The sequence below is a fragment of the Burkholderia latens genome (assembly GCF_001718795.1).
Taxonomy (GTDB): Bacteria; Pseudomonadota; Gammaproteobacteria; order Burkholderiales; family Burkholderiaceae; genus Burkholderia; species Burkholderia latens_A.
In genome coordinates this window covers 949,527-971,663 of sequence record NZ_CP013438.1, presented here as the reverse complement: position 1 = coordinate 971,663, position 22,137 = coordinate 949,527, and the positions used below count along the sequence as shown (strand labels likewise).

At 66.5% G+C, this 22,137-nt stretch carries 20 protein-coding genes; 5 read left to right on the top strand and 15 right to left on the bottom strand.

Features of this window, described 5'->3' with window-relative positions:
- Nucleotides 1–24: 24 nt before the first annotated feature.
- Both WK25_RS23700 and WK25_RS23695 read right to left on the bottom strand, forming a co-directional pair.
- Nucleotides 25–987 carry a quinone oxidoreductase family protein gene (locus WK25_RS23700; RefSeq protein WP_069242901.1) on the bottom strand — a complete coding sequence of 321 codons (963 nt, stop codon included), beginning with the start codon at nucleotides 985–987 and terminating at the stop codon, nucleotides 25–27.
- Nucleotides 988–1,040: 53 nt separating this feature from the next.
- The gene (locus tag WK25_RS23695) at nucleotides 1,041–1,292 is read right to left on the bottom strand and encodes a hypothetical protein (RefSeq protein ID WP_040139687.1); all 252 of its coding nucleotides are present in this window, start codon (nucleotides 1,290–1,292) and stop codon (nucleotides 1,041–1,043) included.
- Nucleotides 1,293–1,387: 95 nt separating this feature from the next.
- On the opposite strand from WK25_RS23695, the gene WK25_RS23690 reads away from it, so the two are divergent.
- Nucleotides 1,388–2,179, top strand: coding sequence for an AraC family transcriptional regulator (locus tag WK25_RS23690; protein ID WP_069242900.1), 792 nt, complete (start codon nucleotides 1,388–1,390; stop codon nucleotides 2,177–2,179).
- A 136-nt stretch (nucleotides 2,180–2,315) separates the two neighbouring features.
- Here the strand turns inward: WK25_RS23690 and WK25_RS23685 are convergent, their stop codons facing one another.
- The 8 genes from WK25_RS23685 to WK25_RS23650 all read right to left on the bottom strand — a co-directional run bounded on the left by WK25_RS23685 (nucleotide 2,316) and on the right by WK25_RS23650 (nucleotide 9,134).
- Complete coding sequence (locus WK25_RS23685) at nucleotides 2,316–2,672, bottom strand: hypothetical protein (protein ID WP_069242899.1); 357 nt, start codon at nucleotides 2,670–2,672, stop codon at nucleotides 2,316–2,318.
- A gap of 535 nt (nucleotides 2,673–3,207) precedes the next feature.
- Nucleotides 3,208–4,014 (bottom strand): 4-hydroxy-2-oxoheptanedioate aldolase, encoded by an 807-nt coding sequence (hpaI, locus tag WK25_RS23680; protein ID WP_059546759.1) that lies wholly within the window; start codon nucleotides 4,012–4,014, stop codon nucleotides 3,208–3,210.
- 12 nt (nucleotides 4,015–4,026) lie between these two features.
- Entirely contained in the window at nucleotides 4,027–4,830 is an 804-nt protein-coding gene (gene hpaH / locus WK25_RS23675; protein ID WP_059547418.1) for a 2-oxo-hept-4-ene-1,7-dioate hydratase, read from the bottom strand.
- A gap of 19 nt (nucleotides 4,831–4,849) precedes the next feature.
- Nucleotides 4,850–5,242 carry a 5-carboxymethyl-2-hydroxymuconate Delta-isomerase gene (locus WK25_RS23670; protein WP_040139682.1) on the bottom strand — a complete coding sequence of 131 codons (393 nt, stop codon included), beginning with the start codon at nucleotides 5,240–5,242 and terminating at the stop codon, nucleotides 4,850–4,852.
- A 29-nt stretch (nucleotides 5,243–5,271) separates the two neighbouring features.
- Nucleotides 5,272–6,120, bottom strand: coding sequence for a 3,4-dihydroxyphenylacetate 2,3-dioxygenase (hpaD, locus tag WK25_RS23665; protein WP_069242898.1), 849 nt, complete (start codon nucleotides 6,118–6,120; stop codon nucleotides 5,272–5,274).
- A 77-nt stretch (nucleotides 6,121–6,197) separates the two neighbouring features.
- Nucleotides 6,198–7,661: a 5-carboxymethyl-2-hydroxymuconate semialdehyde dehydrogenase gene (hpaE, locus tag WK25_RS23660; RefSeq protein ID WP_040139680.1), complete on the bottom strand. Its 1,464-nt coding sequence runs from the start codon at nucleotides 7,659–7,661 to the stop codon at nucleotides 6,198–6,200.
- A 22-nt stretch (nucleotides 7,662–7,683) separates the two neighbouring features.
- Entirely contained in the window at nucleotides 7,684–8,448 is a 765-nt protein-coding gene (locus WK25_RS23655; RefSeq protein WP_069242897.1) for a fumarylacetoacetate hydrolase family protein, read from the bottom strand.
- Nucleotides 8,445–9,134: a fumarylacetoacetate hydrolase family protein gene (locus WK25_RS23650; protein WP_069242896.1), complete on the bottom strand. Its 690-nt coding sequence runs from the start codon at nucleotides 9,132–9,134 to the stop codon at nucleotides 8,445–8,447. Before WK25_RS23650 ends, WK25_RS23655 begins: the two co-directional genes overlap by 4 nt.
- 152 nt (nucleotides 9,135–9,286) lie before the next feature.
- On the opposite strand from WK25_RS23650, the gene hpaR reads away from it, so the two are divergent.
- Entirely contained in the window at nucleotides 9,287–9,727 is a 441-nt protein-coding gene (gene hpaR / locus WK25_RS23645; protein WP_040139677.1) for a homoprotocatechuate degradation operon regulator HpaR, read from the top strand.
- An 88-nt stretch (nucleotides 9,728–9,815) separates the two neighbouring features.
- Here hpaR and WK25_RS23640 read toward each other — a convergent pair whose 3' ends face one another.
- Complete coding sequence (locus WK25_RS23640) at nucleotides 9,816–11,015, bottom strand: SDR family oxidoreductase (protein WP_040139676.1); 1,200 nt, start codon at nucleotides 11,013–11,015, stop codon at nucleotides 9,816–9,818.
- Between the two features lie 667 nt (nucleotides 11,016–11,682).
- On the opposite strand from WK25_RS23640, the gene WK25_RS23630 reads away from it, so the two are divergent.
- Nucleotides 11,683–12,030 carry a DUF3564 family protein gene (locus tag WK25_RS23630; protein WP_040139674.1) on the top strand — a complete coding sequence of 116 codons (348 nt, stop codon included), beginning with the start codon at nucleotides 11,683–11,685 and terminating at the stop codon, nucleotides 12,028–12,030.
- 389 nt (nucleotides 12,031–12,419) lie between these two features.
- The gene (locus WK25_RS23625) at nucleotides 12,420–14,321 is read left to right on the top strand and encodes a peptidoglycan D,D-transpeptidase FtsI family protein (protein ID WP_069242894.1); all 1,902 of its coding nucleotides are present in this window, start codon (nucleotides 12,420–12,422) and stop codon (nucleotides 14,319–14,321) included.
- A 118-nt stretch (nucleotides 14,322–14,439) separates the two neighbouring features.
- Here the strand turns inward: WK25_RS23625 and WK25_RS23620 are convergent, their stop codons facing one another.
- The 4 genes from WK25_RS23620 to WK25_RS23605 all read right to left on the bottom strand — a co-directional run bounded on the left by WK25_RS23620 (nucleotide 14,440) and on the right by WK25_RS23605 (nucleotide 20,316).
- A complete protein-coding gene (locus tag WK25_RS23620) occupies nucleotides 14,440–16,155 on the bottom strand; it encodes a cation:proton antiporter (protein WP_059546747.1) in 1,716 nt (571 codons plus the stop codon).
- A 224-nt stretch (nucleotides 16,156–16,379) separates the two neighbouring features.
- Nucleotides 16,380–17,801: a cytochrome c gene (locus WK25_RS23615; RefSeq protein ID WP_069242893.1), complete on the bottom strand. Its 1,422-nt coding sequence runs from the start codon at nucleotides 17,799–17,801 to the stop codon at nucleotides 16,380–16,382.
- Complete coding sequence (locus WK25_RS23610; RefSeq protein WP_040139670.1) at nucleotides 17,798–19,576, bottom strand: GMC family oxidoreductase; 1,779 nt, start codon at nucleotides 19,574–19,576, stop codon at nucleotides 17,798–17,800. Before WK25_RS23610 ends, WK25_RS23615 begins: the two co-directional genes overlap by 4 nt.
- Nucleotides 19,576–20,316 carry a gluconate 2-dehydrogenase subunit 3 family protein gene (locus WK25_RS23605; protein WP_069242892.1) on the bottom strand — a complete coding sequence of 247 codons (741 nt, stop codon included), beginning with the start codon at nucleotides 20,314–20,316 and terminating at the stop codon, nucleotides 19,576–19,578. Before WK25_RS23605 ends, WK25_RS23610 begins: the two co-directional genes overlap by 1 nt.
- Before the next feature lie 682 nt (nucleotides 20,317–20,998).
- On the opposite strand from WK25_RS23605, the gene ald reads away from it, so the two are divergent.
- Nucleotides 20,999–22,114, top strand: a complete 1,116-nt coding sequence (gene ald, locus WK25_RS23595; RefSeq protein ID WP_069243521.1) for an alanine dehydrogenase — start codon at nucleotides 20,999–21,001, stop codon at nucleotides 22,112–22,114.
- The last annotated feature ends 23 nt before the right edge of the window (nucleotides 22,115–22,137 follow it).

Below are 22,137 nucleotides of genomic sequence, written 5' to 3'. Positions count from 1 at the left end.
CCGGTGTTGCACACCAGCCGCGGTTCACCCGGTCTGCATCACGAACACCGTTCGCACCCGGCTATCGGCATCGCCCCAATATTCCCCGACCGCCGACAGCGGCACGGCACGCGTGTCCACCGAGAGGCCCGCAGGCGCGGCGGCGTCGAACACGCCGCGCATCGCCGCCAGCAAGCGCGGCAGCGGCACGCTGCCGAGGCCGCTACCCATCAATTCGATCGCCGTCGCGCGCAGCACGGCCCCCGGCAGCAGCACCTCCGCGCCGCCGATCGACCCGATCTGCACGAAGCGCAGCCGCCGCCCTTCGGGGGTAGCCTTTGCCGCCGCGATGAGCAATGCCCGTGCGCTGTCGCCCCAAAGGTAGTCGAGCACGACGTCCACGCCAGCCCGGAAATGCGGATCCAGCGCGCGGGCAAGCTGCGCATCGTCCTGCTGCAGCGGCACGACCGCGTCGGCGCCGGCGCTCAGCAACGCATCCAGCGCAGCCGTATTGCGGCCCGTCGCGATCACTTTCGCGGCCCCGAGATGCTTCGCGATTCGCACGGCCAGCCGGCCGGACGTACCCGTCGCGCCGTTGACCAGCACCGTTTCTCCCGGCGCAAAGCCCGCGCGTTCAACCAATGCCGCCCAAGACGACATTCCCGGAATCGCGATCGCCGCCGCGAGCACGTCGTCGAGGTCATCGGGCAACGGCACGCATTGCGTATCGGGCACGATCGTGCGTTCCGCCATCGCGCCGAACGGTGCGGAGGCGCCGAAGAAGTACACGCGCTTGCCATCGTCGCCGCGCCCCACGCCATCGACGCCGACGACGAACGGATAGCTGCCGACGGACGAATAATGCGTGCCGGCCGCGCGCCCCTGCGCGAGCCGGCTCAGCGCGGATGCCGTCACGTCGATCAGACGATGGCCCGGCAACGCACACGGCGCATCGAAGTCCGTATGAACCGGACGCTGTCCGGCACGCTCCACGACCGCTGCTTTCATGTCGATTCCTTGCAGTTTGAAGTCTGGTTTCGCAACGTACCCGGCGAGCGCGCTCAATGCGCGTCGAGCCATGCACGCAGCGCCGCGTCGCGCACTTCGAGCACGTCGAACAATCCGAGCGCCCGCAGCGCCGGCAACGCGTCGATCAGGTCGGCTTCGGCCGTCGCGCGCTCGGCCGCCGACGCGCCGGGATCGGCGAGCACGCGTGCGTTGGCGATGAACGCGCCCACCGTGCCCTTGCGGATCGTCGTTCCGCCGATATCGACTCGGTCGGCATTGTCGGGAAGCATCTGATCGGCTCGCATTGCATCGCACTCCGGTTGTCATCGACCGACGCAGTGTACGCGTGCAATGTCGGCCTATCTCCGGTATAACAGCCATTCAATACTGCAATCCGGCCATGTCCGATCCACTCCTGCCCATCCGATTCGTGACATCCGACGACGGCCCGTGCGTTGTCGCCGCCGTCCTGTCGCAACGCGATCCGCGCGTGACGCCACCGCACGCGCATGCGCGCGGTCAACTCATCGGTGCGTCGAGCGGATTGCTGACGATCGGCCTCGACGATCAGGACTGGGTTGTGCCAGCGACTGATGCGATCTGGATTCCGCCGCATTGCCGGCATTCGCTGCGCTCGTTCGGGCCGATTTCCGGATGGTCGGCGTTCGTCGCCGAAGCGCGCTGTGCGACGTTGCCCGACACGCCGCGCGCGATCCGCGCGTCGCCGTTGCTGCGCGAAGCCGTGCTGCGCGCGGCAAGCTGGGACGCCTCGGCGCTCGACGCGGCGCAGACCAGAATCGCCGACGTGATTCTCGACGAGATCGCGTCGTCCGAAGTGCGATCGCTGACGCTTGCGCGGCCGCGCGACGCGCGGCTCGTGCGCATTACCGATGCGCTCGCAACGAACCTCGCCGACAATCGGCGGCTGGAGGAATGGGCCGAATGGGCCGGCATCAGCGCGCGCACGCTGAGCCGCCGCTTCGTCGCCGAAACCGGGTTGACGTTCGCGCAGTGGCGTCAGCAGGCGCGGCTGATGCGCGCGCTCGAAAAAATCGCCGATGGCGTGCCGGTAACGGCGATCGCGCTCGACCTTGGCTACGACAACGTCAGCGCGTTCATCGACATGTTCCGGCGCGCGCTCGGCACGACGCCGGGGCGGTATCGCGATGCGGCGCCGTCCGCCGACGCGTAGCGCGGCGCAGGCAACGCCGGTCGCAAGACGGCACGCGCAATAAGCGTCGTTGCGCTGGTTCGCGCGATCGCGGCTACCGTCCTTGGAACCGCCCGCTTAGCTGCCATGAAGAATCGACAACAACGACGCGACGAGCTCAATAACGCTGCTTAGGTAGCTCCAACGTGTTCAGATGGCCGGCATCCAGCGCTTGTCGGCACGTAATCGAGACGCCATTCGCGACGACTCGATTATCTGAATTGCGAAACCCGACATAAACCGGGATGGTGTTCCCGTTGGACAGACGCCGCTTGTAGTCGAAGCAGACACCGCGGCCGTTCATGGTGTCGATCGTATCGATCGGCTCGCCCCATTCGGCAATAACCTGCTGCTTGGTCACTCCCACACTCATCAGGTCAGCGATTTTTTGATCTCGCAACACGCTCAGGGAATCAAAACCGCAACCGGTCAATACAGCACCGACCACAACAACCGATACGATGGACCTCACCATATACGCCACCCAAAAATTAAACCAGCCAATAAAAAACGGGTTCGACGGACATCCTGATGCGACCTTGATTTAATAGATTAATCGACAGCATGAAGCCGCAAAATCCACCAAATTTATACCGACAAGCGCATGCACGCCTACATCAGGATGAAATTGATAATCACATACAATTTCAGCCGATGCAACACGAAAGCGCATAACCCGTAATTAATTATAAAATCTAGTTTTTATCTATAGGACGAGATCGAATTTAAATATCAAAAACGCATACTTCGTCCGAAATTAGCGGGTATTTTTAATACGGCGACTTAACGCAATATGAATATTTTTATTGAGACTGGTTGCGGCGCAAGTGTCGCCATAGCATTGGCACTCGTCCGATCGCGCTGTGGCTCGTAATACGTCGGGTCCGAACACGCATGCAGCGATGCCGGCTTGTCCGGCAGGACGAAACCCATTCGGGCGACGCGGCGCGATCGGGTGCGTGCGGAAAACGTCAGTCCATCCGTCGCTGGCCACCGCACGCTCGCTTCGTTCAATACGCGCCGTCGCCCTTCTTCACCGCGCCTGCGGCCCGGCCTTTGAACTGTGCGGCTAACCGCTCGGCGCTCCTCGCCAGCAACGTCGTATCGACGCCAACCGCGACGAATACCGCACCCGCGTCCAGATAACGCCGCGCGGCCGCCTCGTCCGCGCTGAGGATGCCGGGCGCCTTACCGGCCGCGTCGATCGCGCGGATCGCACTGTCGATCGCGTGCTGCACGTCCGGATGCGCGGGGTTGCCGAGATGTCCGAGATCGGCGGCCAGATCGGCCGGCCCGATGAACACGCCGTCAACGCCTTCCACGTCGGCAATCGCGTCGATCGCGTCGAGGCCCGCGCGCGTCTCGACCTGCACGAGCACGGCCATTTCGTCGTTCGCGCGATGCAGGTAATCGTCGACCCGATTCCATCGCGACGCACGCGCGAGCGCGCTGCCGACGCCGCGAATCCCGTGCGGCGGATAACGGGTCGCGGCCACCGCCGCGCGCGCTTCGTCGGCGCTTTGCACCATCGGCACGAGCAGCGTCTGCGCGCCGAGATCGAGCACCTGCTTGACGATCACCGGATCGTTCCAGGGCACGCGCACGACCGGATGCGACGGATAAGGCGCGATCGCCTGCAACTGCGCGAGAATCGTCGGCACCGTGTTCGGCGCATGTTCGCCGTCGATCAGCAGCCAGTCGAAGCCGGCGCCGGCGACGACTTCGGCACTGTACGGATTCGCCAGCCCCAGCCACAGCCCGACCTGCACATCGCCGCGCGCGAGCGCAGCCTTGAAGCCATTCGACGGAATCTGCATCGTCCGCTTGCCTCACTCGAAATAACACTGAATCGTGCCGAGCGGGCCGTAGTCGACGCTGAACGTGTCGCCCGGCCGCGCCGCGCACGGCCGCGTAAACGACCCGCCGAGCACGATCTGCCCCGGCTCCAGTGCGACGTCGAAGCGCGACAGCCGGTTGGCGAGCCACGCGACCCCGTTGGCCGGATGATTGAGCACGCCCGCAGCGACGCCCGTCTCCTCGACCACGCCGTTGCGCGACATGATCGCCGCGACCCAGCGCAAGTCGACGTCCTGCGGCCGCACCGGGCGCCCGCCGATCACGACCCCCGCGTTCGCTGCATTGTCGGCGATCGTGTCGAACACCTTGCGCGGCCGGTTCGTGTCCGGGTCGATCGACTGACTGCGCGCATCGATGATCTCGAGCGCCGGCACCACGTAGTCGACCGCGTCGTACACGTCGAAGATCGTGCAGTTCGGGCCGCTGAGCCGCTTGCCGAGCACGAACGCGAGTTCGACCTCGACGCGCGGCACGATGAAGCGTGCGGTGGGTATCGTGCCGCCATCGTCGAAGAACATGTCGTCGAGCAGCGCGCCGAAATCGGGCTCGTCGATCTGCGACGTATTCTGCATCGCCTTCGACGTGAGGCCGATCTTGTGCCCCTTCAGCGTGCGGCCTTCGGCGAGCTTCAGCGCGACCCACGCGCGCTGGATCGCATAGGCGTCGTCGATCGTGATGTCGGGATGGTCGAGCGAGATCTGGCGGATCTGCTTGCGTGCACGCTCGGCGTCGTGCAGGCGTCGTGCGAGCTGGTCGATGAGGGCGGATTCGAGCATGATCGGGTCGGGGACGGGTTCAGCCGGCACGCTTGTAACGGGCGTGAATGTTGTTGCGCTTGTAAGAGCCGCTTTCGCTGAACTCGGTCAGCTCCATCGACAGCGCGAGATAGCGCCTCGCATACAACGCCGAGAAATGCGCAGTGATCGCATCGAACAGCGCGTCGCACGCGGCTTTCTTCGTTTCGTCGCTGCGGCCCGCGCCGATTTTCAGCGTCACGTGGACGAATGCGTCGTCCTCCGAGCCGTCGGCGACGCAGTAATCCTGCAGCTCGATCGCGCGCGAGCGGATGCCGCCCGTCGGAAACACGCCGCCCTGCGCGATCAGCGTTGCGTTGATCGTGCGCAGCAGCACGGGAATGCGCGCGTCGTCGCGGATGTTCGCGGTGTATTCGACGACGATGTGTGGCATGGCAATGCTCCGGATAGGTGATGCGACGCTCACGCGAGCGGGAAGATCGCGTTGATCTGCCCGGTGCCCGAGCTCGCGAAATAATCGGTGACGATTTCGACCGGCTTGTCGTAGCGATCCCAGCCCAGCAGGCCCAGCAGCATCGCGGTGTCGTGCATGCCGCCTTCGCCATGACAATGCGTGTTGTACTCGGGCAGCATCGCGCAAAACGTCTTGAAATCGCCCTGCTTCCACAGCTCCACCACGCGCAGATCGACCTGCCGGAAGAATTCGCGGCTGATCGCGTGGATCGATTCTTCGGGGCTGCCGTTGTCGTTGAAGCGGTGCGACAGCGAACCGCTCGCGAGGAACGCGACGTTCGACTCGCTCTTTTCGATCGCGTCGAGCAACGCCTCGCCGAAGCGTCGGCTCTCGTCGAGCTGATGCCACATGCACCAGCCGGCAATCGACACGACCTTGAAGTGCTGGTCGGCGTTCATGTAACGCATCGGCACGAGCGTGCCGTATTCGAGTTCGAGGCTGTCGATCTCGTGCGCGCGCGTCGCGATGCCGCGCTCGGTCGCCGTCTCGGCGATCAGGCGGCCGAGTGCCGGATTGCCCGGATACGCGTACTCCATGTCGCGGATGAAATGCGGCAGCTCGTTGCTCGTGTACTTGCCCGAAAACCGCGCGTTGCAGTTCACGTGATAGCCGGCGTTGACCAGCCAGTGCACGTCCGACACGACGATCGTGTCGACGCCGAGCGCGCGGCAGCGCTCGCCGATCAGCCGGTGGCCGCGGATCGCCGCTTCGCGGCAACCGTGATGCCTGCCGGGCAGCTCCGACAGGTACATCGACGGCACGTGCGTGATCTTCGCGGCGAGGGACAGTTTGCCCATCGTGTGTCTCCGTATCGTTGTGGCGGCGTCGTTGCGGCGTCGTTGCCGTGCGCGTGCGGCGCAACGGCCCGCGCCCGTTAAACGCCCCAGCGCGGAATGTGATGCGAGCCCATCGAAATGCACACGTTCTTGATTTCCGCGAACACCTCGAAGCTGTATTCGCCGCCCTCGCGCCCGGTGCCCGACTCCTTCACTCCGCCGAACGGCTGGCGCAGATCGCGCACGTTTTGACTGTTCACGAACACCATCCCCGCCTCGATGCCGCGCGCGAGACGATGCACCTTGCCGACGTCCTGCGTCCAGAGGTACGACGCGAGCCCGTACGACGTGTCGTTCGCGAGCCGCAGCCCTTCTTCCTCGTTGTCGAACGGAATCAGACACGCGACCGGGCCGAAAATCTCTTCCTGCGCGATGCGCATCCGGTTGTCGACGTCGGCGAACACGGTCGGCCGCACGAAGTTGCCGTCGCGCAGATGATCGGCGAGCCCCGCCGGCTTGTCCGCGCCGCCCGCGACCACGCGCGCGCCTTCGTGCTCGCCGATCCGGATGTAGCCCGTCACCTTTTCCCAGTGCTGCCGCGTGATCATCGCGCCGAGCTGCGTCGCCGGATCGGACGGATCGCCGACCACCAGGTTGTTCGCGCGGCGCGCGAATTCCTGCACGAAACGGTCGTAGATCGTGCGCTGCACGAAGATCCGCGAGCCCGCGGTACACCGCTCGCCGTTGATCGAAAAGATCGTGAACAGCGACGCATCGAGCGCGCGGTCGAAATCGGCGTCGTCGAAGATCAATACCGGCGACTTGCCGCCGAGCTCCATCGAGTATTTCTTCAGGCCCGCGCGTTCCATGATCCGCTTGCCGGTGACCGTGCCGCCCGTAAACGACACCGCACGCACGTCGGGATGGCGCACGAGTGCGTCGCCGGCCGTCGCGCCATACCCGTGCACGACGTTCAGCACGCCCGGCGGAATACCGGCTTCGAGCGCGAGCCGGCCAAGCTGGTCGGCCGTCAGCGGCGACAGCTCCGACATCTTCAGCACGGCCGTATTGCCGAGCGCGAGACACGGCGCCGTCTTCCACGTCGCCGTCATGAACGGCACGTTCCACGGCGACACCAGCGCGCATACGCCGACCGGCTGGTACAACGTGTAGTTGAGCATCTGGTCGTCGACCGGGTACGTGCGGCCGTTCATCTGCACGCACACCTCCGCGAAGAAGTTGAAGTTCTCGGATGCGCGCGGAATCAGCTGCTTGCTCGTCTGCGCGATCGGCAGGCCGGTGTCTTGCGTTTCGAGCGCTGCGAGCATCGGCACGTTCTTCTCGATCAGCTCGCCGAGCTTGCGCATCAGCTTCGCGCGCTCCTTCGCCGGCGTGCTCGCCCACTTCGGAAACGCTTCCCTGGCCGCACGCACGGCCGCGTCGACTTCGGCCTCGCCACCCGACGCGACGTCGGTAATCACGTCGCCCGTCGCCGGATTCAGCGTCGTGAAAGTCTCGCGGCTCCCGACTTCGCGGCCGTCGATCCAGTGCTTGATGGTCATGTGCTCTCCTTGGGCGGCCGGTTCAGCCGGCGCGATAGTAGTCTGCTTCGCCGACGATCGTATTCACGAGCCGGCCGATTCCTTCGATTTCGGTCACGACCTCGTCGCCCGGCTTCGTGTCGGCCAGCCCTTCGGGCGTGCCAGTCAGGATCACGTCGCCCGGCGAGAGCGTCATGAAACTGCTGATGTGCTCGATCAGCGCGGGGACGTCGAAGATCATGTCGCGCGTGCTGCCGCGCTGCGTCTGCGTGCCGTTCACCGTCGTGCGCAGCATCAGGTCGCCCGCATCGCCAATCTCGTCGCGGCTGACGAACCACGGCCCGAGCGGCGTGCAGGTATCGCGGTTCTTCACGCGCAGGTTCGGGCGGTAGTAGTTTTCAAGGTAGTCGCGAATCGCGTAGTCGTTCGCAACCGTGTAGCCGCCCACGTAGTCGATCGCCCGAGCACGGCTCACGTTGCGCGCCGGGCGGCCGATCACCACCGCGAGTTCGCATTCGTAGTGCATGTGCGTCGCGTCCGCCGGCCGCACCGTGTGCGACCGGTGGCCGATGAACGTGTTGGGTCCCTTCAGAAAGATCAGCGGTTCGCTCGGCGCGTTGAACGCGAGTTCCTTCGCGTGGTCCGCGTAGTTGAGGCCGAGCGCGAACGTCGTGCGCGGCGCGACGGGCGGCAGCCACGTCACGGCGCCCTCCGCCATTACGCGCCCCGTGTCGAGCCGGATCGCACCGTCGCCGGCCGGTTCGGCCGCATGCAGTGCGCCGTTGTAGATCACGCGCGCCGTCTTCATCGTGCTTCCTCCGCAATCAGCGTGTGCCGCAACGTGCCGATGCCGGGCGCGGCGATCTCGATCCTGCTGCCCGCGCGCGCAAGCGGCGCGCCGCCCGCGACGCCGAGCAGCAGCACGTCGCCGGCGTCGAACGACATGAAGGCCGTCACGTCGGCGATCAGCTCGCGCACCGGGCGGATCAGCGTGGCCGTCGATGCGGACGCGACAGGCTCGCCGTCGACGCTCACGGTCAGCGTGAGCGCGTCGACATCGGCGAGCGCGGTGGCCGGCACAATGACGGGGCCCAGCGGGCAGAAGCCGTCGCGGCACTTGAAGCGCACGGCCGGACGGTAGTAATCGGGATGCGGGGCCGACACATCGCTCGCAAGCGTGAAGCCATGCAAATAGTCGAGCGCGCGCGCGGCCGGCACGCGCGTCGCGCGCCGCGCGAACACCACCGCCACCGACGCGCCGATCTCCAGCGCATCGACACCCGCCGGCACGACGACAGCCGCACCGTCGGCCGCATGCGTGTTGGCCGGCTTGATGTAGAGCACCGGCGCCTGCGGCGCACGCCCATATGGCGGCGCATGCACCGCATCGCCGAGCGCGTCGAGCGCGGCGCGCTCGTTGAGCAGCGCACCGTAGACGGTACTGATGGCGACCGGCAGCGGCGGCGCCGCGGCGGTCGTGCAAGACAGCTCCATGCGTCATTCCCCTGCCGCGCACCGCGGCACATCGTCAATATTTAATATCTTAAGTAAACAATCGATCGGCGGCAACCTCGATTACCCTGACATGCGAATTTCGTTACCGCTGGCTGTTAAGATTGATGCGTCCCCGTCCATTCCCCACCCCGATGAACCGTACGCTCGACCATCGCAATCTGGCCATGCTGCTGCTCGAGGCCCGCGAGACGCTGATGGGCCTGTTCCGCCCCATTCTCAAGGAATTCGCACTGACCGAACAGCAATGGCGGATCATCCGCGTGCTGGACGGCGAGCCGACGCACGCGCTCGAAGCCGGACAGATCGCGCGCCGCTGCTGCATTCTGAGCCCGAGCCTCACGGGCGTGCTGGAACGGATGGAACGCGACGGGCTGATTACGCGCACGCGCGCGCAGGAGGACCAGCGCCGGCTGCTGGTGAGCCTGACGCCGCAAAGCAGGAAGCTGGTGACCGAAATCGGTCCGCGCATCGACGAGCAGTATCGCCAGCTCGAAGCACGTTTCGGCGAGGACGGTCTGGACGAGATTTACCGTGCGCTCGACCGGCTGATCGAGCTCGGCAGCACGTCGTAGAGGCTGCGGCCGGCGGACCGCCGCGAACGCTCGCGCGACAGCGAATCGCGGCGGGTCGGACCCGGCATCAGCGCGGATGGCGTACCCGTCAGTGCACCGCGCCCCGCATCAGCTCGGTGACCGCAACGCCGCGCGACGTGCGCATGCACTCCTCGACGTAGTCAAGGAACGGCAGCGGCTCGAAATCGATCTCGTCGCGCACGCGGCGGTTGTCGAACACGCGATCGACCGTCGCGAATTCAGCGCAGCGCCGCAGCGCCCGGCCGATCACGCGCTCGAGCGCCGGATCGGTCCGCCCGAGCACGTCGCGCACCACGAGCGGCAGCTCGGCCGGCGCGCACGCGGCGTAGCGCGGCGCGCCCGTCATCCCCGCCGCCTCGTCCATCGCCCGAACGATCTGCGCGACCTGCGGCGCCTCGTCGCCGGCCGACACGTGGTACACGTCGTGCATCAACGTCGGCTTCACCGCGAGCAGCATTGTCGCGCGTGCGACGTCGTCGACCGACACGATGTCGATGCGCGTCATCGGCCGCGCGGTGAAACGTCGTGCCGCATGCGCGACGCGGAACATCCAGAACGAATTCGGCGCCGGGCGCGTACCGAGCACCGTGTGCCCGACCACGTGCGACGGTCGCACGACGACCAGCGGCAACCCGAGCGCCCGCAGGCGCTGCTCCGTTTCCGCCTTCGCATGCAGGTAGTCCGCCGCGAGTACTGCGCCGGGCAGGCAGTCATCGCGCGCCGTCGCATCGTCCTGTGCGTCCTCGCGCACGATTCCGCCGCGCCCCGCATGCGCATACGCGGTGCCGACGTAGACGAAACGCTGCAGCCGCGGCGCGGGCGCGAAACGCGCGGCGAAGCTCACCGAATCGGCGAGGTCCGCGCGCAGATGCGCGCCGTCGGCGGGTGACGCATGGCCCGCGCAGTGAATCACGTGCGTCGCGCCGGCCAGGCGCGTCGCGTCGGCGCTCTCCCATACGTCGCCGAGCGAGCCGACGATTACGTTCGCATCACTCAGACGCGCCGCCCAGTACGGCGCAAGGCCTGCGCGCAACGCCGCTTCGCGCACTCGCGCAACCGCGTGGCCGCGATTCTCGGCACGCACGACGCACACGATCCGCTCGAGCAGCCCCGCGTTCACGAGCGCCGTAAGTACGGTGCTGCCGATGAAGCCGGTCGCGCCGGTGAGCACCAGCCGGCCGACGTTGGCCGCCGCGACCGGCGCGCTGGCCGGCGATACGAGGCTCGTGCGCCAGTTCAGCGACAACGCGGTTTTCCAGATCAGCACGATAGTCTCCTTCGAAGAATCGGCCGCACGGCGCGACCGCCCCGGATCGCGGAGCAGCGTGCTGCCGTCGGCGTGGGCCGAGGCGTACGTTCACCCCGGCGGATTCCCGAGCGCGGCGGCCCACGATCGCGTCGATCGCGTCTCCGGCACGAGGCGGCGGCCCGCCCCGAACGGGCGTCCGGGGCACAGGATCGGGAAACTCGCAGTGTGGGGCCTGATCGCCCGCAAGTCTGTCCCGAAAGTTTCGTGAAAGTGTGTGGATTTGTATGCGGAATGTCGGAGTGTGTCGCCCGCCGCACCGGTGGAGGCGCGCCCCTTCTTGCAGCAGCACCGCGAACGCATTGGGCCCGCGCCGCGCGTTGCGCCGACGGCAGCGCCGATGCCGATGCCGACGTTCGCCGACGCGCGACACTTCGACGCGGCCGGCGCAAGTCATCGCATCACCGTGGGCGCTGTCGGCGGGTTCCGGTGCGCGAATCGCAGCGCGGCCTGCGTTGGCGCGTGACGCGGAAATCGCGCCGGATCGTCAGACATCCTTTCACCAGAAATTCAAATAGGCCCGATGCACGTTTATTGCGGATTATCACTTGCGTTTCACTGCAGTCTATCTAGACTGTTCAAACTTAAACGGTCGATGTGTGATTTCCCATTTTCAGGAGACGATCCAATGCGCCTCACCATTCGGATTAATGGCAGCGAATCGGCAACCCGGCATTCGTTCGCGGTGCTATGGGTCGATACCGACGAGGGGCTGTGGTCGCGCGAGGCCCATCAGGGTATCGATCTTCCCGCCTGGGGCAAGGTCCGCGACGTCGAAGGCGCGATGGCGCTGTGCGCGGCCGACGGCGGCAACGCGCTGTGCCAGCTGAAGGGGCTGTCGTTCAGCGCGACGCAGCGCGAACAGGGTCCGGCGGTGCTGACCGGCGAGCATCCCGACGGCGCGTGGCGACTTCAGGCGGTAGATCGTTCCACCGCGCAGCCCGAATACCAGGAATTTATTTCCGTCGCCCGATAGGTATTTTTGACGATATTCGTCAGCGGTTTCCGGGTTTATCCCGTTTCTACGCAATTCATTTCGATATTCAGCAATAACGGCGCCTCTCGTGAGGCGCTTTTTATTTTCCGAGGCCGGTATTAATCGGGGCCGGGTTCGCCGGACTGCGGAAAACGATTACACCTGAAAACGATTACGACGCCGCCGTCAGTGCGTGATGCCCGGCTGCCCCGGTGATACCCGCTCCCCCGTTTCCCGCTCGCTGCCATCGTGCTCGGGCGTGCCGAACAAAAACACACCGGCTTCACGCACGACCGACTACAGTTTCCCCACACGACGTTTACTCATTTATTACAATCCCATTATTCCGACTGACCTGCCGCCGTCCGGCGGCCCCACCCGGCCCTTGCATGAGCGTGAAAAAGAAGACCCACCCCGCCGATCCCTACGCCGCGGCGACCAAGCATCCAATGCTCGCGTCGCGCCTGCCGATGTGGCGCTCGAAACTGGTCGTGATCATGGTGTCCGTCGGTTTCGCCGCGCTGATCGGCCGCGCGTTCTGGGTGCAGGTCGCGAACCAGGATTTCTATGTCGGGCAAGGCCAGAAGCGCTATCAGCGCACGATCGAGCTGGATGCGATGCGCGGGCGCATCGTCGACCGCAACGGCGCGATGCTCGCCGTCAGCCTGTCGACCTACGAGATCTGGGCGAACCCGAAACAGGTTGCCGAAGTCGACTATCCGCAAATCGCGAAGCTGCTCGACATGCCGCTCGCGGAAGTGAAGCGCCGGCTGCGCAACGATCGGACGTTCGTGCTGCTCAAGCGGCAGATCGACGCGGACACCGCGAGCCGGCTCGACAAGCTCGGCATCGACGGCATCACGCAGATCGCCGATTCGAAGCGCTTCTATCCGGAAGGTGAATCGGCCGCGCACGTGGTCGGTTTCACGAACGTCGAGGACAAGGGCCAGGAGGGTGTCGAGCTCGCGGCCAACGCGCGGCTGTCCGGCACGTCCGGACAGCGCGAGGTGATCCGCGACCGGCTCGGGCGCATCGTGTCGGACACGCGGCCGCTCGTCCCCGCGCAGCACGGCGCGACGATCGAGCTGACGATCGACCGGCGCATCCAGCAGCTCGCGTTCAGTCAGCTGAAGGCCGCAGTGCTCGAGAACAACGCCGTGGCCGGCAGCGTCGTCGTGCTCGACGCGCAGAACGGCGAGATCCTCGCGCTCGCGAACTATCCGACCTTCGATCCGAACGACCGCGCACGCCTTACGGGCCAGCAACTGCGCAATCGCGCGGTAATCGATACGTTCGAGCCGGGCTCGACGATCAAGCCGCTCGTCGTCGCGCTGTCGATCGACGAGCGCAAGGTCACGCCGAACACGATCATCAATACGTCGCCGGGCACGTACAAGATCGGCCCGGCCGTGATCCACGATACGTCGAATCACGGCTCGCTGACGGTGTCGCAGGCGCTGCAGAAGTCGAGCAACGTCGCGCTCGCCAAGCTCGCGCTGAATCTGCCCGCCGAAACGATCTGGAACAAGTATCAGGAATACGGGATCGGCCGCGCGCCGGAGCTGACGTTCCCGGGCGTCGCCTCGGGCCGCTTGCGCGGCTACAAGCGCTGGCGGCCGATCGAGCAGGCGACGATGGCGTATGGCTATGGGCTGTCGATGTCGCTGCTGCAGATCGCGCAGACCTACACCGCGTATGCGGGAGACGGCACGCTGCATCCGGTGTCGCTGCTGAAGAACGGCACCGATCCGCAGACCACCGATGCGCATCGCGGCCACCGCGTGACGTCGCCGCAGACGGCCGCCGCAATCCGCGCGATGCTCGAGGCGGCGGTTGGCGAAGGCGGCACGGGGCGCCGTGCGCGCGTGGACGGCTACCGGATCGGCGGCAAGACCGGCACCGCGCGCAAGCAGGTCGGCGCGAGCTATGCGAAGGGGAAGTACCGCGCGCTGTTTGCCGGAATGGCGCCGATGAGCAACCCGCGCCTGATCGTCGCGGTCATGATCGACGAGCCGCGCGGCAAGGGCTACTACGGTGGTACGGTGGCCGGCCCGGTGTTCTCGTCGATTACGAGCGGCTCGCTGCAACTGCTCGGCGTGCCGCCCGATGCACCGGTCGAGCCGACGCCGAATGTGCCGGGCAAGGCGGCGCCGCAGAAGACGGTCGCAACGCCGAAGGCCGCGACACCGGCGAACACGGCGCGCGCTCAGAACACAGCGAGCGCAGCGGCGACCGTGAAGACGGCCGCGCAACCCGGCGCGACCATGCAGACGAAAGCGGAGGCAGGCTGACGCGTGACGCCGGGCGCCGCCGCCAGCGAACACGGCCGCCCGCCGCTCGCGTCGAACGGCACTCGGCCTTGCGCCGGGCCGCGCAATCCTGCCATCGGCTCGACGGCGGCCGCGCCGCTCAATGCGCAGCCGCCACCGGCTTCGCCATCCTGCCGAGTACGTGCTCGGTCATCCCGCGCGCGAGTTCGCTTTCGCCCATGAATACGGTGCCCACGCCTTCGCTCGCCAGCAAATCGGCCTCGTCGCTGCTGTTCGTGCACAGCACGACCTCCAGCGCCGGGTTCAGCGTGCGCGAGATCTCGACGATCTGCCGCACGTCGAACACATCCGGCAGCGTGACGACCAGCATCCCGGCGCGCGCGATATGTGCCTGCACGAGCACGATCGGCTCGATCGCGTCGCCCGACACGGCCGCGACGCCGTCCGCGCGCAGCTTCTCGACGAGCTCGCGGTTCTGCTCGACGACGACATAGGCGATCCCGCGTTCGTCCAGCGCATGCGCGATCCGCGTGCCGACCTTGCCGTAGCCGACGATCACGACTTGCCCGGTCAAGTGCGTCTGCGGCGTCGACATCGGCAGCGCGGCGAGCGGATCGTCGCGCGCCTCGAGCTTGCGTGCGAATGCCGAATGCTTGCGGATCCACGCGAGCGCCGGATCGATCATCGCGAACAGTAACGTGTTCATCGCGATCGAGATCAGCGCCACCGCGAGAATCAGGCTCTGTCCTTCGGCCGACAGCAGCCCGAGCGCGCGGCCGAGCCCCGCGAGGATGAACGAAAACTCGCCGATCTGCGCGAGGCCCGCGCCGACCGTCAGCGCGGTGTTCAGCGGATAGCGGAACGCGATCACGAGCGCGACCGCGGCGAGTGTCTTGCCGATCAGAACGATCGCCGCGACCTCGATTACGTGCAGCGGCTCCGCGAGCAGCACCTTCGGATCGAACAGCATCCCGACCGAAATGAAGAACAGCACCGAGAACGCGTCGCGCAGCGGCAGCGTCTCGTCGGCCGCGCGCCGGCTGAACTCCGATTCGCGCATCATCATCCCGGCGAAGAACGCGCCGAGCGCGAACGACACGTCGAACAGCTTCGCAGCGCCGAACGCGATGCCGACCGCCGCCGCGATCATGCAAAGCGTGAAAAGCTCGCGCGAACCGGTGCGTGCGACGAGCCACAGAACGCGCGGGAACACGCGCTTGCCGACCACGAGCATCAGCGCGATGAATGCGGCAACCTTGAGCATCGTGACGCCGAGCGTGCTCCATACGCCGCCGCCGGGTGCATGAGAATCGCCGGGCGGCGTGCCGCCGAGCAGCCCCGCGACGGGCGGCAGCAGCACCAGCACGAGCACCATCACGAGATCCTCGACGACGAGCCAGCCGACCGCGATGCGTCCGTTCACCGTCTCGACCAGCCCGCGCCCTTCGAGCGCGCGCAACAGCACGACGGTGCTCGCGACCGACAGCGCGAGCCCAAAGACCAGCGCAGCACCCGGGCTCCAGCCCCACGCGAGTGCCAGGCCGCCGCCGAGCAGCGTCGCGACGGTGATCTGCACGATGGCCCCCGGCAGCGCGATCTTGCGCACCGCGAGGAGATCGCCGAGCGAGAAATGCAGGCCGACGCCGAACATCAACAGCATCACGCCGACTTCTGCGAGCTGCTGCGCAAGCGACAGATCGCCGACGAAACCGGGCGTGCCGGGACCGATCACGATCCCGGCGAGCAAATAGCCGACGAGCGGCGGCATTTTCAGCAGCGAAGCGAGGTAACCGAAGATCATCGCGAGTCCGAAGCCGGCCGCGAGCAATGCAATCAGGCTGACGTCATGAGGCATCCCCCCTCCCAAGGTCTTGTAACTATTTAGTAAGGTTCAAGATTCAAAGGATAAGGGATGAGACGAAAAAATGGCGCGCCGCCGCGAAAAATTCACGGCGTAGCGCGCCATCCCGGGGTGCAACCCCTGTGTACGGCAAAGCCGCATGCCGACGCGGCCGACCTGGCGGGGCACGACTCCCGCCACGCGGATCGAATGGCGGGAGTCGTGCCCCGCACCGTGCGTCAACGCGACGCCTGCGGGAACCGCGCGCCGGGCGGCGGCTCGGGCCGCGTCGACGGCACGCTCTTGCGCACCTTCGCGACTTGCGCGGCCGTGATCGGCGCGCCGGTGTTACCCCAGCTGGTGCGTACGAAGTTCGACACGTCCGCGACTTCCTGGTCGGACAAACGCCATCCGAACGGCGGCATCGTGAAGGTCGACGGTGCGGTGCGCGTACCGACCAGCGCGCTGCCTTCGAGCACGACGTGGATCAGCGACGTCGGATCGTCGCCCTGCACGACCGGGTTGCCGGCGAGCGCCGGAAACACGCGCGTGTAGCCGTGGCCGTCGCTGCGGTGGCACGCCATGCAGTTGTCGCGATAGACGGCCGCCCCGGGCTTGCTCGCATCGCCCGCCTGCAGCGCCTTCGCGGCGGCCGCGTCGTACACGTGCGGCTGCTCGCCCTGCACGCGCGGCGGCAGCGTCTTCAGATAGCGCGCGATCGCGGTCAGGTCGCCGTCGGTCATGTGCTGCATGCTGTGGCCGACCACGTCGGTCATCCCGCCGAACGCGGCCGTGCGCAGCGTGCGGCCCGTCTTCAGGAACTGCACGATCTCGGCTTCGTTCCACGCGCCGAGCCCGGTGCGCGGCTCGCCGCGCAGGCTCGTCGGCACCCACCCGTCGATCGCAGCGCCGCCGGCCAGGAAATCGAGGCCGCCCGAGTCGGTCAGCGCGCGCTCCTGCATCGTCGCCGCACGCGGCGTATGGCACGCGCCGCAATGGCCGAGCCCCTGCACCAGATAAGCGCCCCGCGCGACCACCGGATCGGTGTACGGCGCCGCGTCGAACGGCTTCGGCGCCGGCGCGAACATCTTGCGCCAGAACGTCAGCGGCCAGCGCATCGACAGCGGCCACACGATATCCACGTTGCGGTTCTCGCGCTCGACCGGCGCGACGCCGTGCATGAAGTATGCATACAGCGCCTTCACGTCGTCGTCGGTGAGACGTGCGTACGACGGGTACGGCATCGCCGGATACATCGTGTCGCCGTTCTTGCGCACGCCCTCGCGCACCGCGCGGCTGAAATCGTCGAGCGTCCAGCCGCCGAGGCCCGTCTTCGGATCCGGCGTGATGTTCGTCGAATAGATCGCGCCGATCGGCGTGTCGAACTTCAGACCGCCCGCGAACGGCTTGCCGCCGATCGCGGTGTGACAGGCGACGCAGTCGCCGGCGCGTGCGAGATATTCGCCTCGCTTGATCAGGCTCGCGTCGGCTGTCGGGGTCGACTGGGCCGCCGGGCCGGAAACCGCCGCCGATGCCGACGGTTGCGCGCAAGCGTGGCCGCCGGCGAGACCGACCGCCGCCCATGCCGTGGCGATCGCCAGTGCGCGCCGCAGCGTAGCCGAGTAACGCGCGGCATTGTGGTGGTTCATCGTCCTTGTCATGCGGTCACCAGCGGGGCGGGATTTTTCAGGTATTGCTCGCGAATCGCGCGTGCCGACCAATAAGCCAGTGCCGCGACGATCCCGGTCGGGTTGTAGCCGATGCCCTGCGGCAGCGCCGATGCGCCCATCACGAACACGTTGTGCACGTCCCAGCACTGCAGGTACCGGTTCAGCACGCTCGTTTTCGGATCGGTGCCCATGATCGCGCCGCCGACCAGGTGCGTCGTCTGGTACGCACGCGTATCGAAGTGCTTGCCGAACTCGCGCGTCGACACGCCGATCGCCTTCGGCCCCATCGCCTGCGCGATCTTCTTCATCTGGCCGGTCACGTACTGCGCCATCTTGATGTCGTTGTCCTTCCAGTCGAAGGTCATCCGCAACAGCGGCTGGCCGTACGAATCGCGATAGGTCGGATCGAGGTCGAGATACACGTCGCGGTACGACATGTTCGTGCCATGCGCGTCCATCGAGATCGTATGCGCGTAGTTGTCCTTCACGGCCTTCTTCCATGCGGAGCCCCACTGCGGCGTGCCCGGCGGCGTCGCGATGCCGCTGATCGGCTTCACGCCGGCCTGGTTCACCCAGAGCGGCGAGCCGCCGACGAAGCCGAGCGGGCCGTGGTCGAAGTTGTCCGCGTTGAAGTCGTCTACCGCGACACCGTTGCCGCCCGCGCCGATGAACGGGTTCGTGTAGGTGTCCTTGTCGAAGAACGCCTTGATCGTCGACAGGTTCTGGTACGCGAAATTGCGGCCCACGACGCCTTCGCCCGAGATCGGGTCGTACGGCTTGCCGATTCCCGACAGCAGCAGCAGGTGCACGTTGTGATACTGGAACGCGGCGACGATCACGAGATCGGCGGGCTGATGCACCTCGCGGCCGGCCGGATCGACGTACGTGACGCCCGTCGCGCGTTTTTTCGTGTCGTCGAGATCCACGCGCAGCACATGGCACTTCGAGCGCAGCTCGAAGTTCGGCGCCTGCTTCAGCGCGGGCAGGATGTTCAGGTTCGGCGACGCCTTCGAATACATGTAGCACGCATAGCCGCTGCAGTAGCCGCAGAAATTGCACGGCCCCATCTGCACGCCGTACGGGTTCGTGTACGGCCCGGACGTGTTCGCCGACGGCAGCCGGTAAGGGTGCAGCCCGAGCGACTTCGCGGCATCGAAGAAGCGTTGCGCGGAGTACGTGTTGAGCTGCGCGGGCAGCGGAAAATTGTCGCTGCGGTTCGCCTCGAACACGTTGCCGTCGCCGACCACCTTGCCGCCGACCCTATACGCCTGCCCCGACGTGCCGAACACCTTCTCGGCGAAGTCGAAATGCGGCTCCAGCTCGTCGTAGCTGACGCCCGTGTCCTGGATCGTCATCCCTTCGGGGATGAACTTCTTGCCGTAGCGTTCTTCGTAGTGGCTGCGCAGGCGCAGCTCTTCCGGCGTGATCCGGAAATGCACGCCCGACCAGTGCAGCCCCGCGCCGCCGACGCCTTCGCCCGGCAGGAACGCGGCAAGCTGCCGGTACGGCAGCGCGGTGTCCTGAACGCCGTGGCGGATCGACACGGTCGTCTTCGACAGGTCGAGGAACAGCTTCTTGCGAACGTTGTAGGTCAGCTCGTCGATCGTGTTCGGATACGCGCCGTCCGGATAGGTGTCGCGATACTCGCCACGCTCGAGCGCGACGACGTTCAGGCCCGCTTCGGTCAGTTCCTTCGCGAGAATCGCGCCGGTCCATCCAAAGCCGACGATCACCGCATCGACATGCGGCTTCTTTTCTGCTGCCATCAGCTGCGCTCCCCGTTGATCGAAACCGGGCCGTACGGATACGGCTTGCCGTTCTGGTTGACGAAGTCCATGAAGTCGGCGCGCGCCCCCGGAAAACCGATCATCTTCCACGCGGCCATGTCGCGGTTGCCGCCGTGCACCGGGTCGCAGAAGTAGCCTTCGCGCGTGTTCTGCAGCAACTGGCCGAAGAACACGGCGGACGGCACGTCGTCGATCTGCGCGTCGCCTTTTTCCAGCGCGCCGAGCACGGTGTCGCGGGTCGGCGCGTCGAGATCGGCGAATGCGTTGCCATGGGTCTTTTCGCAATAGCGGTTGACCGCCGCGATGCCGAGCCGGTAGATGTCGCGCGGCACGAGCTTCAGCTGGTAGCCGAGCTCGGGCACACCCTGCTGGAACGGCCCCTGCATGTACCACGTGGCGCCATGCGCATACGGCGTTTCCAGCTGGCGGTCGATGAATTCCGGTACGCCGGATTCGAGTGCGCCGGGGCCTTCGGCGTCGGCCGGAATCAGCCGGTCGACGGCGGCTTGCACGAACGCCCACTCCTTCGCATCGAAGAATGTCGGCTTGTACGGCGCGCGCTCGGCGCCGGCCGATGCCGCCGAGGCATTGGCGGCCGTGCCGGCAGTCGATGACGACGAGCGCAGGTCGCAACCGGCGACCGATGCGATCGGCACGAGCGCGAACGACGTGCGCAGAAAGCGTCGACGCGAATTGGGTTTGTCGGGTGGCGTGGACATGGTCGGATGTTGATCGTTGGGGAGCGTGGCCCGGGCACGCGCATTCGCATGCGGCATGCCCGACACGGCAGCCATGCCGCGCGCGGCCGGCCGTCCTGTTCTTGCGGTGTTGCGCACAACGTCGATACGGGCGCCGGCCGCCCGTTACGCGGCGGCGCCGTCATGCAGCTGCGCGCGTCGTACCGGCGACTGTGCAGCCTCGACCTCTTCGCGGGTCTGATCGTCTGACAAATACACGGCTACGGCCGCTATCTGTCCGTCATCGCCGTGGCCCTGGTTCAACTTAGGCGCCGCGCCGGCCCACGGCAAGCGCAACGTGCACGACCGTAATGTCGGGCCCGGTTACGAGTGCGGCGAATTATAAATGGAACCGGTTCCAGTGCCAAAGGTATAAATGCAATTCATTGCATCCAAAACCGCAATAATTGAAAAATCCGGAAGTCGAAGCGCGTGAGGATGGCGCGCGCCGCACGCATGGCGACGTCGCGCGGCGCGGCACCGCGTGCTGCGCCGCAGTGCGCGGTCCCGGGAGCGGCTGGTTGCTTGACTTCCCCTCGGCCACCGCTACCCTTTTTTTATTCCGATACGGCGATCGAACGATGCATGCGCAACGGCTCCGTCCGTGCGGTTCGCCGATACGCGCACGCATGACGACAACGACGCATACCCATGGAGGCGACTCATGCTGATCGGCGTGCCGAAAGAGATCAAGAACCATGAATATCGCGTCGGCCTTACCCCGGCCGGCGCACGCGAGCTCACGCGGCATGGGCATCGCGTGCTCGTGCAGCGTGGTGCGGGCACGGCAATCGGCCTGCTCGACGACGACTACACGGCCGCGGGCGCCATGCTGGCCGACGACGCCGGCGACGTCTTCGCGCGCGCCGACATGATCATCAAGGTCAAGGAGCCGCAGCCGGCCGAATGCGCGATGCTGCGGCGCGGGCAAATTCTTTACACCTACCTGCACCTCGCGCCCGATCCCGAGCAGGCGGCCGCGCTGGTGAAATCCGGCGCGGTCTGCATCGGGTACGAGACCGTGACGGGGCCCGGCGGCGGCCTGCCGTTGCTCGCGCCGATGAGCGAAGTCGCGGGTCGTATGTCGATCCAGGTCGCCGCGACCCACCTCGAGAGCCCGCGCGGCGGCCGCGGCGTGCTGATGGCCGGCGTACCCGGCGTGCCGGCCGCGCACGTGGTGATCCTCGGCGCCGGCGTCGTGGGCACCGGCGCACTCCAGATGGCGGTCGGCCTCGGCGCACGCGTCACCGTGCTCGACACGAACGTGAGCCGGCTGCGCCAGCTAGACCTGATCTTCGCGAACCGGATCGCGACGGTCTGCTCGAACGCGCACACGATCGAAGAAGCCGTGCGCGACGCGGACGTCGTGATCGGCGCGGTGCTCGTGCCGGGTGCGTCCGCACCGCGGCTCGTCACGCGCGACATGGTCGCGACGATGCGCACGGGCGCCGTCGTCGTCGACGTCGCGATCGATCAGGGCGGCTGTTTCGAGACGTCGCATGCGACGACGCATGCCGATCCGACGTTCGTCGTCGACGGCGTCGTCCACTACTGTGTCGCGAACATGCCGGGCGCGGTCGCACGGACGTCGACGTTCGCATTGAACAACGCGACGCTCGGCCATGCGCTCGCACTCGCCGACAAAGGCTGGAAGCGGGCGATGGCCGACGATCCGCATCTGCGCGCCGGCCTGAACGTCTGCGACGGGCACATCACGTACGAGGCCGTCGCGCTGGCGCTCGGGCTGCCCTACGTGCCGGCGGAAGACGTGCTGAACTGACGGGCACGCGATGCATGACGGCG

What these genes read in the sequence shown, in the direction of transcription:
- WK25_RS23700 (WP_069242901.1), bottom strand. Translation starts at nt 987, where the DNA reads ATGAAAGCAGCGGTCGTGGAGCGTGCCGGACAGCGTCCGGTTCATACG.
- WK25_RS23695 (WP_040139687.1), bottom strand. Translation starts at nt 1,292, where the DNA reads ATGCGAGCCGATCAGATGCTTCCCGACAATGCCGACCGAGTCGATATC.
- WK25_RS23690 (WP_069242900.1), top strand. Translation starts at nt 1,388, where the DNA reads ATGTCCGATCCACTCCTGCCCATCCGATTCGTGACATCCGACGACGGC.
- WK25_RS23685 (WP_069242899.1), bottom strand. Translation starts at nt 2,672, where the DNA reads ATGGTGAGGTCCATCGTATCGGTTGTTGTGGTCGGTGCTGTATTGACC.
- hpaI (WP_059546759.1), bottom strand. Translation starts at nt 4,014, where the DNA reads ATGCAGATTCCGTCGAATGGCTTCAAGGCTGCGCTCGCGCGCGGCGAT.
- hpaH (WP_059547418.1), bottom strand. Translation starts at nt 4,830, where the DNA reads ATGCTCGAATCCGCCCTCATCGACCAGCTCGCACGACGCCTGCACGAC.
- WK25_RS23670 (WP_040139682.1), bottom strand. Translation starts at nt 5,242, where the DNA reads ATGCCACACATCGTCGTCGAATACACCGCGAACATCCGCGACGACGCG.
- hpaD (WP_069242898.1), bottom strand. Translation starts at nt 6,120, where the DNA reads ATGGGCAAACTGTCCCTCGCCGCGAAGATCACGCACGTGCCGTCGATG.
- hpaE (WP_040139680.1), bottom strand. Translation starts at nt 7,661, where the DNA reads ATGACCATCAAGCACTGGATCGACGGCCGCGAAGTCGGGAGCCGCGAG.
- WK25_RS23655 (WP_069242897.1), bottom strand. Translation starts at nt 8,448, where the DNA reads ATGAAGACGGCGCGCGTGATCTACAACGGCGCACTGCATGCGGCCGAA.
- WK25_RS23650 (WP_069242896.1), bottom strand. Translation starts at nt 9,134, where the DNA reads ATGGAGCTGTCTTGCACGACCGCCGCGGCGCCGCCGCTGCCGGTCGCC.
- hpaR (WP_040139677.1), top strand. Translation starts at nt 9,287, where the DNA reads ATGAACCGTACGCTCGACCATCGCAATCTGGCCATGCTGCTGCTCGAG.
- WK25_RS23630 (WP_040139674.1), top strand. Translation starts at nt 11,683, where the DNA reads ATGCGCCTCACCATTCGGATTAATGGCAGCGAATCGGCAACCCGGCAT.
- WK25_RS23625 (WP_069242894.1), top strand. Translation starts at nt 12,420, where the DNA reads ATGAGCGTGAAAAAGAAGACCCACCCCGCCGATCCCTACGCCGCGGCG.
- WK25_RS23620 (WP_059546747.1), bottom strand. Translation starts at nt 16,155, where the DNA reads ATGCCTCATGACGTCAGCCTGATTGCATTGCTCGCGGCCGGCTTCGGA.
- WK25_RS23615 (WP_069242893.1), bottom strand. Translation starts at nt 17,801, where the DNA reads ATGACAAGGACGATGAACCACCACAATGCCGCGCGTTACTCGGCTACG.
- WK25_RS23610 (WP_040139670.1), bottom strand. Translation starts at nt 19,576, where the DNA reads ATGGCAGCAGAAAAGAAGCCGCATGTCGATGCGGTGATCGTCGGCTTT.
- WK25_RS23605 (WP_069242892.1), bottom strand. Translation starts at nt 20,316, where the DNA reads ATGTCCACGCCACCCGACAAACCCAATTCGCGTCGACGCTTTCTGCGC.
- ald (WP_069243521.1), top strand. Translation starts at nt 20,999, where the DNA reads ATGCTGATCGGCGTGCCGAAAGAGATCAAGAACCATGAATATCGCGTC.